At 37.7% G+C, this 15,006-nt stretch carries 14 protein-coding genes and 1 other RNA gene; all 15 read left to right on the plus strand.

Translation table 11 applies throughout. The features are described from left to right. The 15 genes from AA0017_RS00575 (at position 1) to AA0017_RS00645 (ending at position 15,000) form a co-directional block, all read left to right on the plus strand. Positions 1–1,356, plus strand: a complete 1,356-nt coding sequence (locus tag AA0017_RS00575) for an FAD-binding oxidoreductase (protein ID WP_413378510.1) — start codon at positions 1–3, stop codon at positions 1,354–1,356. Between the two features lie 4 nt (positions 1,357–1,360). Next, on the plus strand, positions 1,361–2,611 hold the full coding sequence (locus AA0017_RS00580) for an amidohydrolase family protein (RefSeq protein ID WP_413378512.1): 1,251 nt from the start codon (positions 1,361–1,363) through the stop codon (positions 2,609–2,611). A 36-nt stretch (positions 2,612–2,647) separates the two neighbouring features. Further along, positions 2,648–3,958, plus strand: coding sequence for an amidohydrolase family protein (locus tag AA0017_RS00585; protein WP_413378513.1), 1,311 nt, complete (start codon positions 2,648–2,650; stop codon positions 3,956–3,958). A 55-nt stretch (positions 3,959–4,013) separates the two neighbouring features. Further along, entirely contained in the window at positions 4,014–4,703 is a 690-nt protein-coding gene (gene wrbA / locus AA0017_RS00590; protein ID WP_413378515.1) for an NAD(P)H:quinone oxidoreductase, read from the plus strand. A 120-nt stretch (positions 4,704–4,823) separates the two neighbouring features. After that, the gene (secG, locus tag AA0017_RS00595) at positions 4,824–5,054 is read left to right on the plus strand and encodes a preprotein translocase subunit SecG (protein ID WP_003321176.1); all 231 of its coding nucleotides are present in this window, start codon (positions 4,824–4,826) and stop codon (positions 5,052–5,054) included. A 247-nt stretch (positions 5,055–5,301) separates the two neighbouring features. Beyond that, on the plus strand, positions 5,302–6,051 hold the full coding sequence (locus AA0017_RS00600; RefSeq protein ID WP_413378518.1) for an alpha/beta hydrolase: 750 nt from the start codon (positions 5,302–5,304) through the stop codon (positions 6,049–6,051). Positions 6,052–6,097: 46 nt separating this feature from the next. Next, entirely contained in the window at positions 6,098–6,844 is a 747-nt protein-coding gene (locus AA0017_RS00605; protein ID WP_413378520.1) for an alpha/beta hydrolase, read from the plus strand. Between the two features lie 60 nt (positions 6,845–6,904). After that, positions 6,905–9,292, plus strand: a complete 2,388-nt coding sequence (rnr, locus tag AA0017_RS00610; RefSeq protein ID WP_413378522.1) for a ribonuclease R — start codon at positions 6,905–6,907, stop codon at positions 9,290–9,292. 859 nt (positions 9,293–10,151) lie between these two features. Then, positions 10,152–10,619 (plus strand): SsrA-binding protein SmpB, encoded by a 468-nt coding sequence (smpB, locus tag AA0017_RS00615; protein WP_413378524.1) that lies wholly within the window; start codon positions 10,152–10,154, stop codon positions 10,617–10,619. Between the two features lie 80 nt (positions 10,620–10,699). After that, positions 10,700–11,058: a transfer-messenger RNA gene (gene ssrA / locus AA0017_RS00620) on the plus strand. Between the two features lie 348 nt (positions 11,059–11,406). After that, the gene (locus AA0017_RS00625; protein ID WP_413378526.1) at positions 11,407–11,787 is read left to right on the plus strand and encodes a DUF2294 domain-containing protein; all 381 of its coding nucleotides are present in this window, start codon (positions 11,407–11,409) and stop codon (positions 11,785–11,787) included. 52 nt (positions 11,788–11,839) lie between these two features. Next, complete coding sequence (locus AA0017_RS00630; RefSeq protein ID WP_413378528.1) at positions 11,840–12,517, plus strand: HAD hydrolase-like protein; 678 nt, start codon at positions 11,840–11,842, stop codon at positions 12,515–12,517. 438 nt (positions 12,518–12,955) lie between these two features. Continuing rightward, positions 12,956–13,543 (plus strand): dienelactone hydrolase family protein, encoded by a 588-nt coding sequence (locus tag AA0017_RS00635; RefSeq protein WP_413378530.1) that lies wholly within the window; start codon positions 12,956–12,958, stop codon positions 13,541–13,543. 13 nt (positions 13,544–13,556) lie between these two features. After that, complete coding sequence (locus tag AA0017_RS00640; RefSeq protein WP_413378532.1) at positions 13,557–13,940, plus strand: hypothetical protein; 384 nt, start codon at positions 13,557–13,559, stop codon at positions 13,938–13,940. 286 nt (positions 13,941–14,226) lie between these two features. Further along, entirely contained in the window at positions 14,227–15,000 is a 774-nt protein-coding gene (locus AA0017_RS00645) for an SDR family oxidoreductase (protein ID WP_413378533.1), read from the plus strand. Positions 15,001–15,006: the final 6 nt, after the last annotated feature.

Consider the following 15,006-nt stretch of genomic DNA (forward strand, 5'->3'; position numbering starts at 1 on the left):
ATGGAGCAGGTTTCAAAAGCTTGGATAAAAGCACTTGAAAAGTGTGTTGGTTATGAACGGGTCAAAACGAATCCTAAATTTGTGGAGCGAATGTCTCAAGATTTTTATTGGTATTCCCCGGTATTAAAAAAGCAATTAGCTGGCCATGTCGCCGATTGTGTCGTTACACCGAAAACAGAAGAGGAATTAGCAAAAGTCTTATCCTTTGCCGCAATAAATAAAATTGCGGTTATTCCTCGTGGGGGAGGGACAGGGAATTATGGGCAAATTATTCCTTTAGAAAAAGGGATTTTAATCGATACAAGTGAATTAAATGAAATGAAGGAAATCAACAATGGAATCGGACGTTTCGGGGCGGGAATTAAATTAGGGAATTTAGAAAACGAGCTTGCTTCTTATGGTTATTCCTTACGCTTTTTTCCGAGTACATATATAAAGTCTACTTTGGGTGGCTTTATTGCGGGAGGAACAGGGGGCATTGGCTCAATCGAATATGGAACGCTGTGGGATGAAGGTAACGTTATTGAATTATCAATTTTAACGATGGAAGAAAAGCCGCGCCGATTAACAATTAAAGGAGAAGAGCTAAAAAAATATATTCATAACTATGGGGTATCTGGCATCATTGTAGAAGCCGTAATAGCCTTAGCCCCACTCAGAAAATGGTCCAATCAACTGATTTGTTTTGAAAAATTAGAGGACGCTTTAACGTTTTCAGAAGAGATTGCGACTGATGCAACAATTACAAAAAGGCTTGTCTCGGTCTCCGAGGCACCGCTAGCTACTTCGTTTAAAGCCTTTTCTTCGTATATATCAGAATCAACGACAACGGTTCTTCTGTTGATTGAAGAAGGCCATGAAGCCGAAATTGCTCAAATCGCTCACGATTATAATGGAACTTATATAAAAAACTTTCATGCTGATATGGTGGAAAAGAAGACGAGAATTACTGATTTTAGTTGGAATCATGTGACCTTATGGTGGATGAAAAAAGAGCCGTCCGCTACCTATTTACAGGGAAGATTTAACCGAGAAAGCTATTTGGAACAGGTAAAGGGTCTAAAAGAAAAATACCCTTCTGAAGTCTGGATTCATTTTGAATGGATAAAGGTCCAAGGTCAAGTGGTTCCAAGTTCTCAACCTATCATACAATTCAGATCGGAAGATAGATTAAATGAAATCATTAAAGAATTCCGTGAAGTCGGTATTAAGATTAGCAATCCTCATACTTATTTATTGGAAGAAGGAGGGAAAGATGATTGGATTTCTGATATTTGTTTAGCTAAACAAGAAAATGATCCGTACCATCTATTGAATCCAGGGAAACTAAAGGCGGGTCTAAAACAAGAGGTGTAGAGATATGTATGATTTAATCGTAAAAAATGCAAGCACGTTGCAAGGTGATAAAGGAGTCCATCTATTTGTGCAAAATGGGAAAATCGAACAGATGGATTCAAAAAAAACGGTCGGAGAAGAAGATTCTAAGAGAGTCATTGATGCCAAAGGTAGGCTTGTGTTGCCACCTTTTATTGAATCACATATTCATTTGGATACAGCCTTAACTTATGGCAAACCAGCTGTGAATCCAACTGGCGAATTAATCGATGGCATCAAACTATGGGGACAGTATCAGGAACAGTATTTAACAACAAAGGAAGTCTATGAACGAGCGAAACAGGTGATTAACCTCATGATTAGTCATGGGGTTTTATATATGAGAACGATGGTTGATGTGACAGCTAAAAGTTTAATAGCCTTAGAGGCCCTTAAGCAACTACAAGAAGAAGTTGCTCCTTATTTTCATTTACAAATAATCGCTTTTCCACAATTGGGTTTAACTTCAGGTTCTTTAGGTTATAAGCGTATGAAGGAAGCGATTCTATTAGGAGTAGATGGGATAAGTGCCGTACCACATTTAGAAGCAACACGGGAAAAAGGGATTGAATCCTTACATCATTGTTTCCAAATGGCTAAAGAAATAGATGGATTTGTGCACATCTTTTGCGATGAAACCGATGATTCTGAGTCCCGTTATTTAGAGGTCGTAGCAGATTTGGCAATCGAATATGAATGGTATGAGAAGGTCACAGTTAGTCATATTAATGCAATGGCTTATTATAATGAACCATACGTGCAAAAGTTATTACATTTACTTGGTCAATCAAGGATAAACGTTGTCACTTGTCCATTAATCAATAGTGTGATGATGTCAAGAAATACTGGGTGGCCTAAAGGGAGAGGCATCACACGAGTGAAGGAGTTGCTTGTAGCTAGTGTGAATGTAGCAGTAGCCCACGATGATTTAATGAGCCCCTTTTATCCATTAGGTACCGGTTCGCCGTTACTTGCAGGACATATGCTCCTACATTTAGCTCAAATGACTGGAAGCGACGATTTTAATCAGGTCATTGAAATGATGACAACGAATGCTGCCCATGTGTTAAGGTTGGATGCTTACGGATTAAAAATAGGTGCTGAGGCGAGTTTTTTAATATGTCCGGCAAAAAATGCTCATGAATTATTAAGAAAACATCCTAAACCTAGTTATGTGATACTAAAAGGTCAGGTCCTAGCACAAACAGAACCGGAACAGACGACGTGGTTTTTATAAGATGATCCAATCATGAGTAAAGGAAGGTGTGTATCCATGAATGTCCATTTAAAAAATGCTTTGATTCCTATACTGAAACCAAATACTTTTTATGAGCTTGTTGTGGAAGACGGTCGTATTAAGCAGCTTGTCCCATCTGAAGAAAAAATAGAAGGAGGCACGCCGTTCGATTTCCAGGATTTAATGCAAATTGATCGAACAAATGCTAATTATGATCTGAACGGAAGAGTCGTCTTGCCAACATTTGCTGATATTCATATGCACTTAGATAAATCTCATTCACTTCCTTATGTCGGAAATCAAAGTGGTACATTGCTTGAAGCGGTGCAAAATTATAAGCAGGCAGCTCCAACATTTAGTGACGCACAAATCAAGGCTCGTATACGGAAGACGGCTTTATCAGCATTAAAGTATGGAACGACAACGATTCGCACGCATATTGATTTTCATACAAGAAGTGATCAAGCCACGACTTTTCGAGGTGTCAAGATGGCACTAGAGGTGAAAGAAGAGTTAAAAGATTGGATTCATATTCAAGTTTTTCCGATGCTCCCTTATCATCCTTATAATGAGCTTGATCGTCAGTGTATAAAAAAAGTTTTAATGATGGATATTGATGGCATTGGAGGGGCACCGCATCTTAGTGAAAAACCGCTTGAATGTGTGGAAGAGTTATTTCAGTTTGCTTTAGAAAGTGATCTGCCGCTTGATTTGCATACGGATGAGAGCGACTCGCCAAATGTGGATACCGTCCTGAAAATCGCTGAATTGACGATAAAACATCAGCTACAAGGAAGAGTGGTGGTCGATCATTTATGCTCTTTAGCCGCTATGGATGAAGAGAAAGCTAACCATGTTTTGGAGCGAATGAAAACAGCTCGTTTAATGGCAGTAACGTTACCAGCCGCTAATATGTACTTACAAGGGAGAGAGGATAAGGGCCTAATTAGACGAGGGATTACAAGAATCAATGAAATTAGAGCAGCTGGAATTCCATTGGCCACAGCTTCGGATAATGTATGTGATCCTTTTCATCCTTTTGGTCGAGCCGATATGCTACAAATTGCTCAATTAACTGGATATGCGGCTCATTTGGGAGGAAGAAACGATTTAATTGAACTATTAAAAATGGTGACACTCACTCCTAAAAGTATAATTGGTGAAAAAGAGAGTGGCATTGATATAGGTGATGGGGCAAGTTTTGTTCTTTTTGATAGTCATTCTGTGGAACAATTATTTGCTGAATTGACGGAAACAAGAGCCGTTTATCATAACGGAGGATGGGCTTCTGTTCATTATAGTCAATTAGAACAGGCACCCATGGTCAAAAAATATCAATCTAGTTGAGATTGGAAGTAAAACACAAAGTTATTGAAGTAAAAATGAGGAAAGGGAGGTTTTTATGGCTGAAATTGTGGTCGTCTATTACAGTGCCTTTGGACATATTGCCAAAATGAGTGAAGCGGTAGTGATGGGAGCGAATCGTGTCACTGGGGTGCAGGCTCGAGTAGTGCGTATTCCTGATTTTGTTGATGAATCACTTCGACCTGTTAACCAACAAAAACAGATGAACGAGGAAAAAGTCTCACATTTTAAATTGGCCAAACGGTTAGAGGACTATAAAGAAAATGAAGAATTGCAAAGTCATATCCCAGTTGTGACAATGGAAGATCTAAAGAATGCAGACGGAATCATTTGGGGGTTTCCTACATATTTAGGATCAATGCCTGGGCGAGTTAAAACTTTTCTTGATGAAGCGGGTCAGTTTTGTACAACAGGTGATTTAGAAGGAAAGCCGACAGCCTTATTTACAAGTGCAGGTTCTATTCATGGTGGTCATGAAGCGACGTTATTAAGCTCGATAGTCCCTCTTTTACATCTTGGAATGATATTTATGGGTTTACCTTATACGGAAAATCCAGAGTATTTAACGGATGAGCCGATCGGTGGTTCTTCCTATGGAGCTTCGACATTGGCAGGTCCTGATGGAGGGAGAGAGCCTGTACAAAAGGAATTAACGATGGCGGCACGTTTAGGGGAGCGAGTAGCAAGAGTGGCAAAGGCGTTTGAAGACTCGAAACCATTTGAGTGAAATATCAAATTGAAGATGGAAGTATTCTTGAATAGTAAGTTATTTTGTTAAGAACTCGTTGCTTATCGTGTTAGGCTATGGTACATTAAAAGTAGTGTATACAGTGCTGGAGGTGTAGAAATGGAATCAATCGCATTTGTTTTATTAATTATTGTTTCAATTGCTTTAATCGCTGTTGTTTTATTACAATCGGGTCGTAGTGCTGGATTGTCAGGTTCGATTTCTGGTGGGGCCGAGCAACTATTAGGTAAACAAAAAGCACGTGGAATTGACGCAGTGCTAATGAAAGCCACAATAGTACTTGCCGTTCTATTTTTCGCCCTAACAATTACCGTTGCATATTTCTTATAAAATGGACGTATGAAAACAGTAGGTATACACCTGCTGTTTTTTTCTTTTGATCCGCAAGACGTTGAGGGATGGGTGTGGAGAATGGCGAATAGGTAATGAAAAGCTGGAAACCCGCAAATTAGGGTGCGAATAAAAGTTTTCCCTTAGTTGATTTTAATCGCCTAAATAAGGGTATAAGCGAATAAAGAGTGAAATGATGATTTTTAAAGTAAAATAACTCCATAAGGTATGCAAATGAGGTGAGCATATGATCGGGTGTCTTTGTTTACATGGTTTTACGGGAGAGCCGTGGGAGGTTGAGCCGGTAGCGAAATATCTTTTTGAAAAGAAAAGGTGGCTTGTGTATACGCCAACTTTACCTGGACATGGACCAAACGGCCGATTAGGGGATGTGACGTATGCTCATTGGATTTTAGCAGCTGAAATTGCGGTCAAGGAGCTCCTCGACCGTTGTGAAAAGGTATATGTGATTGGTTTTTCAATGGGGGGAATGCTTGCTTGTCACATTGCAGCCAAGTACCCTATCGATAAAGTTGTGTTGTTAAGTGCGGCCGCTTATTATTGGAATCCGAGTCAATTGTTACTCGAGTTAAAGGATGTCATTCGACTGCAATTACGAGGAGAGCTGCAAAAAGATGAGCATTATCAATTATATCGAGCCAAAATTGTGGAAACTCCGATTGTGGCGGTGATGCAATTTATGAATGCGGTTAAGGCAATTAAACCTCAATTAAAAAAAGTGAAAGTGCCAACTTTAATTGTTCAAGGTGAAATGGATGGAATTGTTCCGAAGAAGAGTGCCGCTTATTTGTTTGAAACCATAGCTTCTGAGAACAAATCGCTTGTATTTTTAAAACATTCGAAGCATATGATTTGCCACGATTTTGATCAAATTGAGTTGATTCAAACGGTTGAGCATTTTTTAGACAAGGAATTTCCAGACCGACCAAAGTCAGCTTTTCCGAAGGGAGCATACCCTAACGAATCAAGTCAATGATAAAATAGAAACAGAAAATAGACTAGGAACGAAAGGAAGATCAAGAATGAGATTAGTGAAACCGAAGCCGTTTACATTTGAAGCAGGTGATAGAGCTGTTTTATTATTACACGGTTTCACCGGAACGACGGCTGATGTCCGGATGCTCGGACGTTATTTACATAGTCAAGGCTATACATGTCATGCCCCACTTTATGAAGGACATGGAGTACCACCTGAAGAGTTAATGAAGTCAGGACCTGAGGATTGGTGGAAATCGGTTCAAGAAGGTTATGATTTTCTAAAAAATGAAGGCTATGAAGAAATGGCGGTTTGTGGCTTGTCATTAGGAGGGGTATTCTCTTTAAAAATAGGTTACACTTTACCTGTAAAGGGAATAATTCCAATGTGTGCACCTGTCAAACCGAGAACAGAGGAATCTATTTATAAAGGACTTCTTACTTACGCTACCGAATATAAGAAACGAGAAAAGAAGACGAATGAAGAAATTGAAGAAGAAATGACTCAATTTAAAAACCTTCCAACTGATACACTAAAGGAATTAAGGGATTTAATGACGGATGTATCTGAGCATCTTGATCATATTTATACACCAACATTTGTTGTGCAAGCACGAAAAGATGAAATGATTGATCCAATGAGTGCGGATGTCATTCATGATCAAATTGAGTCAGATGAAAAAAAATTAAAATGGTATGAGAAATCTGGACACTCGATTACAATTGGTCCAGAAAAAGAGCAGCTTCATGAGGATGTTTTTCAATTTTTAGAACAACTAGATTGGACAGTTTAATCGATTCCGAGAACAGATTGAGACTTAGAAGCTGCATGATACGAAAGGAGAAGATTAATAATGAATGAAGAAAAGATACAGCAACTTTTACGTTACTTTCGTGAAGACGCGGACAAGCCTCTTTCCGTGACGGAGCTAGAAGAAGCTTTTCAAATTGAAGGTAGTGAAGAGTTTAAAGAATTTGTTAAAGGATTAAATGAATTAGAGGCAAAGGGGCATATTGTTCGGACTAGAAGTGACCGATATGGTGTCCCTGAAAAAATGAACCTTGTTCGAGGTAGAGTTCAAGGTCATGCCAAAGGTTTTGCCTTTATTATCCCAGAAGTTGAGGGAGAAAAGGATGTCTATGTATCCCAGTCTGACCTTAAGAGTGCGATGAATGGAGACACCGTTCTTGTCCGGTTACATCAGGAGTCATCTGGAGCGAGACCAGAAGGAAAAGTGATTCGGATTTTGGAGCGTGGAGTTCAAGAGGCCGTTGGTACTTATTCTGATCAGAAAGCCTATGGTTTTGTTGTGGCCGATGATAAACGGATTGCAAATGATATTTTTATCCCTAAAAATGCAATAAACGGGGCCGTTGATGGTCATAAAGTCATCGTAAAAATTGTGAAATATCCTGAAGGAAGAATGAGTGCTGAGGGGGAAGTTGTTCGCATATTAGGACATAAAAACGACCCTGGCATGGACATTCTTTCTATCATCTATAAACATGGCATTCCTCTTGAATTTTCTGATGATGTCATGGAACAGGCCAACAATGTGCCAGAACAAATTGATGAACAAGATTTAGAAGGTCGCCGTGATTTACGCGATGAAGTAATTGTGACGATTGATGGGGCTGACGCGAAAGACTTGGATGATGCGGTCCATGTGAAAAAGCTTGAGAATGGCAACTATTTATTAGGGGTCCATATCGCTGATGTTTCCCATTATGTCACAGAAGGTTCACCAATTGATAAAGAAGCGGCTGATCGAGCAACAAGTGTTTATTTAGTTGATCGAGTGATTCCAATGATTCCGCATCGACTATCTAATGGGATTTGTAGTTTGAATCCGAAAGTTGATCGCCTAACGCTTTCATGTGAAATGGAGATTAATTCATCTGGTGAAGTTGTGAAGCATGAAATTTTCCAAAGTGTTATTAAAACAACGGAAAGAATGACTTATTCCGATGTTAATAAAATTTTAGTCGATGATGATGCTGAGGTAAAAGAAAAATATGAACAGCTAGTTCCACTATTTAAAGAGATGGAAAAGCTTGCTCAAACGTTGCGGACAAAACGTTTTGACCGTGGTGCGATTGATTTTGATTTTAAAGAAGCAAAAGTTCTTGTAGATGAAGAAGGGAAAGCGAAAGAGGTTGTATTACGTGAACGTTCTGTAGCAGAAAAGCTCATTGAGGAGTTTATGCTTGCGGCGAATGAAACGGTTGCAGAGCATTTCCACTGGTTGAAGCTACCGTTTGTTTATCGGATTCATGAAGACCCAGATGCAGAGAAATTAAATAAATTTCTAGAGTTTATTACGAACTTTGGCTACGTGGTTCGCGGAAATGCCAATACGGTTCATCCAAGAGCCTTACAAAAACTATTAGATGAAGTTCGCGGAGAACCAGAAGAAACGGTCATTAGCACCGTGATGCTACGCTCGATGAAGCAAGCAAAGTACGATACGACCAGCTTAGGTCACTTCGGTTTGTCAACGGATTTCTATACGCATTTTACATCACCAATCCGTCGTTATCCGGATTTGCTTGTGCACCGTTTAATACGAACCTACTCAATTAGAGGAAATGTTGATCAAGAAACGCAAAGTCATTGGGCAGAAAAATTGCCTGAATTAACACGCCATTCTTCTGAAATGGAAAGAAGAGCGGTCGACGCAGAACGGGATACAGACAGTGTAAAAAAAGCTCAATTTATGGAAGATAAAATTGGTGAAATTTTTACAGGGATGATTTCAGGTGTGACCAATTTTGGATTGTTCGTTGAGCTTGAAAATACGATTGAAGGATTAGTCCATGTTAGTTATTTAACCGATGACTATTATCACTATGACGAAAAGCAATATGCGATGATTGGGGAGCGGAGTGGGCAAGTTTTCCGAATCGGTGATGAAATCGAAGTGCGTGTTGTGAACGTCAATGTGGAAGAAGCCTCGATTGATTTTGAAGTCGTTGGAATGAAGCCGAGAAAACGTCGCGAACGTCCAAGTCGTCCAACTGTCATTGAAGGCGGAAAAAGGAAAAAACGTCAAGGTGGTGGACGTGCTCAAGCTCAAGGAGATTCAAAAGGTGGAAATGGCCAAGGTGAGAAAAGTAAAGGTGGACTTTCCCTAGGCGATAAACCAAATGGAAGCGGCGGTCGTAAAAAGAAAAAGAAAAAAGCATATTATGAAAATGCCCCAGCCGTTAAACGCAAAAAAGGCCGTAAAAAGAAAAAATAAAATTTATTGCCTCGCTGCTTGAAAACAGCGGGGCCGAATTGGTTTTAAAAAGCAGTCTTTGGGAATTAAAAGAGGAGAATAATGGCGTTAGCAGCGAAAAGGGGATGTCTTTAGGAATCAAAAGAGGAGGGTGATGGCGTTAGCAGAGAAAAGGGGAGGCCTTCGGGAATCAAAGGAGGCTAATGATTGCCTTAGCAGCGAAAAGGGGATGTCATCGGGAATCAAAGGAGGCCAATGATTGCCCTAGCGGCGTAAAAAGAATGTCATCGGGAATCAAAGGAGGCTAATGATTGCCTTAGCAGTGTAAATAGAATGACCTCGGGAATCAAAAGAGGTCAATGATGGCGTTAGCAGCGAAAAGGGATGTCTTCGGGAATCAAAGGGGTCAATGATGGCCTTAGCAGTGTAAATAGAATGACTTCGGGAATCGAAAGAGGTCAATGATAGCGTTAGCCGAGAAAAAGGGATGTCTTCGGGAATCAAAAGAGGTCAATGATGGCGTTAGCAGCGAAAATGGAATGTCTTTGGGAATCAAAAGGGGTCAATGATTGCTTTAGCCGAGAAAAAGGGATGTCTTCGGGAATCAAAGGGGTCAATGATTGCTTTAGTAGCTAAAATGGGATGCTACCGGCATCACATGGACGCTTTTTGATGCTCTTTGCACCTGAAAATAGCTGGTTTCGGACTTATGAGGTACGCTGCCCAACGTAATTGGGAGGGGTTAATGTAAAAAAGCCAACTAACCCCACCACCCAGAACGAATTTGGCTATCCTTTGACATTTATAATAGAGATAAATTGACGGTTTTGCACTTGGTTGCTATGATAAGAGAACGAATCAGAACACGAGGTGTCGTGAAATGGCAAAACATGAAAGCAAAATAATTGCACAAAATAAAAAAGCAAATCATGATTATTTTATTGAAGAAACATTTGAAGCAGGGATGGTTTTACAAGGCACTGAAATTAAATCAATTCGTGCTGGGCGTATGAATTTAAAGGATTCGTTTGCTCGTGTTTCTAATGGAGAAGTTTTTTTGCATAATGCTCATATTTCTGAGTATGAACAAGGGAATCGTTATAACCATGACCCGGTTCGCGCCCGAAAATTATTACTTAAGAAAAAACAAATTGATATGTTGATCGGGTCAACAAAGCAGCAAGGATATTCAATTGTCCCTTTAAAGGTTTATATCAAAAATGGCTATGCAAAAGTTTTAATCGGCTTAGCAAAGGGTAAAAAGAATTTTGATAAGCGAGAGACGTTAAAACGGAAAGATGCAAAACGAGAAGTGGAGCGTGCTTTAAGAGAACGACAAAAAGGATAATTTTTCCATTTGCATTCTCTTTCAGCCATGCTATAATATTAATTCCAGAGCACATTACTCTGGATTTCCTTTTATAACGAGGGGACGTTACGGATTCGACAGGCATAGGTCGTGCTTACGTGGCGAGTCGAGGGGGTCGGCCTCGTTAAAACGCCAAAGCCAATAACTGGCAAAACTAACAATAACTTCGCTGTAGCTGCCTAATAGCACTACGCGGTCTCACCCTCCATCGCCCATGTGGTAGGGATCGAGACTCACTTTAGTGGGATACGCCGGCTGCCCGCCGTTTGAGGGCGAAGGAAGAGAATAATCAAACTAGCCATACGAAAGCCTGTTGTTGGGCCGCCGTACTGGCGAATCGCTAATACAGCAACTACACTCGTAGAAGCGTAAGTGTCGTTATGTTTGGACGTGGGTTCGACTCCCACCGTCTCCATTTTTTAGAACCGAGAGAATCTTGGTGAATGTGACTTGAAGCATAATTTTGCCGTTTTGGCAGGGTTATGCTTCAACTGTTTAGAAATACGGAGATTAATAAAATATAAAGTAAAAAATTTTGGAATACCACAGACATTGATGCTATGGTATTTTTTTTGTATATGGAAACGAACACTGAATTATGTTTGGCATGTGCTATATAGAGCTGTTCTAAAAGTAAAAATCCTAAATATTAGATAACGAGGAGACACTGTGTACATGTAATTGTGTAGATTATTCATTTGAAATTATATATAATTATAACTAGATATAACTAGATATAACTAATTATAATTGAAGGTGAATTTAAATGAGCGAAATGATAGCAAATTTAGAACAGAAATTCTCCAAACTTGTTCGTTCTTATCAAAAGGATAGATATGGAAAAGGACCTCAAATTATTAAAGTGAATTTTTCAAGAAATTGGGCAATTACTCAGATGAGCGGATGTCTAACATCTGTCGAACTATTTATAGCTCAAACTGATAAGGGGTATGATACGATACGAAAAGCTCGGACCTTGATGATGACAGAACAATTTAATGAACTTCCTCCGAACGAGTTGGAGGAAGTCGTCGGCGGAAAATACGTTAAAATTTTTACAGATATAGACATAGAGAACGATGAAGTTGTTTCTATTTTTGTTTTTAACCAGCCTATAGATGGAACAGATAAGATGTATGCTTTTTAAAGTATGCTTGTTTGGGTAGGATATCGGCTATATAAATAAGGAGATGAGGTTAATGACACGAGCTCTAATTTTTGACATGGATGGAACACTATTTCAAACAAATAAAATATTAGAAATATCATTAGAAGATGCTTTTAATCGTTTGCGATTATTAGGTAAATGGGATCAAGAAACACCTATAGAAAAATATAGAGAAATTATGGGTGTACCTTTACCAAAAGTATGGGAGACCTTGTTGTCGAATCGTTCAGAAGAAGAAAGAAAACAAACAGATGCTTACTTTTTGAAAAGATTAATTGAAAATATAAGAGGTGGAAAAGGTGCCTTATACCCTAACGTAAATGAAATTTTTAGTTACATAAAGGAAAATGATTATTCCATATATATAGCTAGTAACGGCTTAACTGAATATTTAAATGCTATTGTAAGTTATTATAATTTAAATAGTTGGATTACAGAAATCTTTAGTATTCAACAAATTGATTCTTTAAATAAATCAGATTTAGTTAATGTTATTGTAAATAAATATGATATTACCAATGCGGTAGTAGTAGGAGAGCGCTTATCAGACATACTTGCAGCTAAAGATAACGGTTTGGTATCTATAGGTTGTAATTTTGACTTTGCACGAGAAGAGGAACTTGCTCAGGCTGATATTGTGATTGATAATTTAATCGAATTAAAATCAATTTTACCTAAATTAGATAGTATGTTTAACAGTAAAAAATAGAAAAGTTACTCAACAAAAATCTGAAATATGTTTTATAAAGATCTTTCTGAATCAAGGTATGGAAAGCTTATACTTTAAATCATAAAAAACTGATACTTTTAGCATATAAGCGTTTTAGGTTTTTTATTTAAAATCCGGCAATTTATCCAAAAAGTGCTGCACTCATGTTGCATTGTTAGGACATAATTAAGGGGTCAATACCCTTGATTTATTCTACTTTATATGATTGTAAGGATAGGTTTGAAGGAGGCGTAACGTTTTTTGATAGGGTGGACTCTCTCTTAAATTTTTAAATATTAGTTTTCCAAAATAGTATGGACTAGTAATCCCACTTTTACTGGAATTTCACATATGAAAGTAAGAGTCGACTAACAAATTTCTAATTGAGGATAGAGGTAGTTATTACTAACTCTATCCTTTTAGAAAGGGGGTGTATTATTGGGGAAATCTATAATTATTTTACATGAAATATATGGAGTAAATAGTCATATCACTGATTTGAAAAGTTACTTTGAAAGTGAAGGGTATGTCGTATATTGCCCTAATTTATATCAAGACTCGCTGACTTTTAAATATGATGATGAGAAACAAGCCTATGATTATTTCATAAATAATGTTGGTTTTGATAAAGCAACAGGCTTTATAAGGAATTATATAACTAATAAAAGTAAATTACATGGAAGTGTTTATATAGTAGGTTTTAGTATTGGGGCGACTATTGCATGGAGATGTAGTAGTGACATTAATAATGTTAAGGGAATAGTAGGTTTTTATGGTTCTAGAATTCGTAACTACCTAGCTCTCAATCCGAAATGTGATGTATTATTATTTTTTTCTGAAAAGGAAAATTCTTTTAATACGAAAGATGTAATACGAGTATTAAACAAAAAAAAGAATACAAGAACTCATCTTTTAAATGAAGATCATGGTTTTGCAGATAGGTATTCAAGTAAGTATAGTCTGGAAGCACAAGAGTATTGTTTTAATGAAATGATGAAGTTCTTTAATAGTGGGGTAGTAGATTAATGCGAGAACATAGATGGATGTTCCTACAATTTTTGGTTTTTTTCTTAACTATATTACAGAGCAAGCATTTAAAAAAATTATAGAATCTTATGCAGCGAGAAAGCAAGGCATAGCTTTAGTTTCAGAGAATGGGTTAATTTTAGAGGAGAAAACCATATGTAAAAGTATTATAATTTGGAACAGCGATGGTGCGACTGAAAGAGATATTATTTGTTCTAAAGGATTTTTTAAAGTATTCAACGTTTGGGAAGAGGAACGAACAATTGGATTTCATGAATATTTGTCAGGAATGAAAGTTACAGAAGTTGATAATGCTTATATTTATAAGTGTAATTCGGGATTTAGTGTAAGTAACTTTGAAAATCTGACATTTAAATTAAGTTTGAAAGATAGTTAGTTAAATTATTTAATGGATAAGAAAAGAAGCTCATCTTAATCCAGTTGGTATTGTTGGAAAGTTAACACCGGATAAGTTAGTTTAATGATACTCAAGCTAAATTATCCGTTCCAAGTAATTTTAAAGAAATGAGAGTTATTTGGACTATCTATAATCATTCAAGGACTGCATATTTTGGTTGCAACATCCCTTTTTAGAAGATGTCCATATTTTAAGTCTTTTTAGTGGGGAAAATTATATCTCCTGTTGTCCTAGTTTATGCATCCTTCAATTGGAGGAATATTTAATGAATCAATTAAAAGGGAAAATTGCCATCGTTACGGGTGTAAGCCGGTTAAAAGGGATTGGAGCTGCAATTTGTAAAGAGTTGGCAGATGCGGGTTATCATATCTTTTTTACTTATTGGACGGAATATGATAAAGAAATGCCTTGGAGTATTAAATTAGATGAGCCATTGGAACTAAAAGAAGAATTAATAAAAAGAGGGGTAAAGGTATCATGTATGGAGTTGGACTTAACTCAATATGATGCACCTGAAAAACTTCTAAATACAGTATACGAACAACTTGGTTCTCCTGATTTCCTTATTAATAACGCAGCATACTCAACTAATAACAATTTCTCTACTTTGACTGCAGAAGTATTAGATAAACATTACAAGGTAAATGTGCGTGCTACAACACTGTTAAGTAGTAAATTTGCTCAGAGGTTTGATAAGAAATCTGGTGGTAGAATAGTCAATATTACATCCGGTCAGTTCCAAGGACCGATGCCTGGTGAGTTGGCATATGCAACAACAAAAGGAGCTGTTGATGCACTAACGATTACATTGTCGGCTGAACTTGCTCCGTTGGGGATAACAGTCAATGCTATAAATCCAGGTCCAACTGATACTGGCTGGATGTCAGAGGAGATAAAAACGCAATTAAAATCAATGTTTCCTTTTGGTAGAATAGGTGAACCAAAAGATGTTGCGAAATCTATTAAATTTCTAGTGAGTGATGAAGCGGATTGGATTACAGGTCAGATTATTCATTCTGAAGGTGGATTTAAAAGATAAACTATA

The sequence above is a fragment of the Alkalihalobacillus phoenicis genome (assembly GCF_047302405.1).
Lineage (GTDB): Bacteria > Bacillota > Bacilli > Bacillales > Bacillaceae_D > Alkalihalobacillus.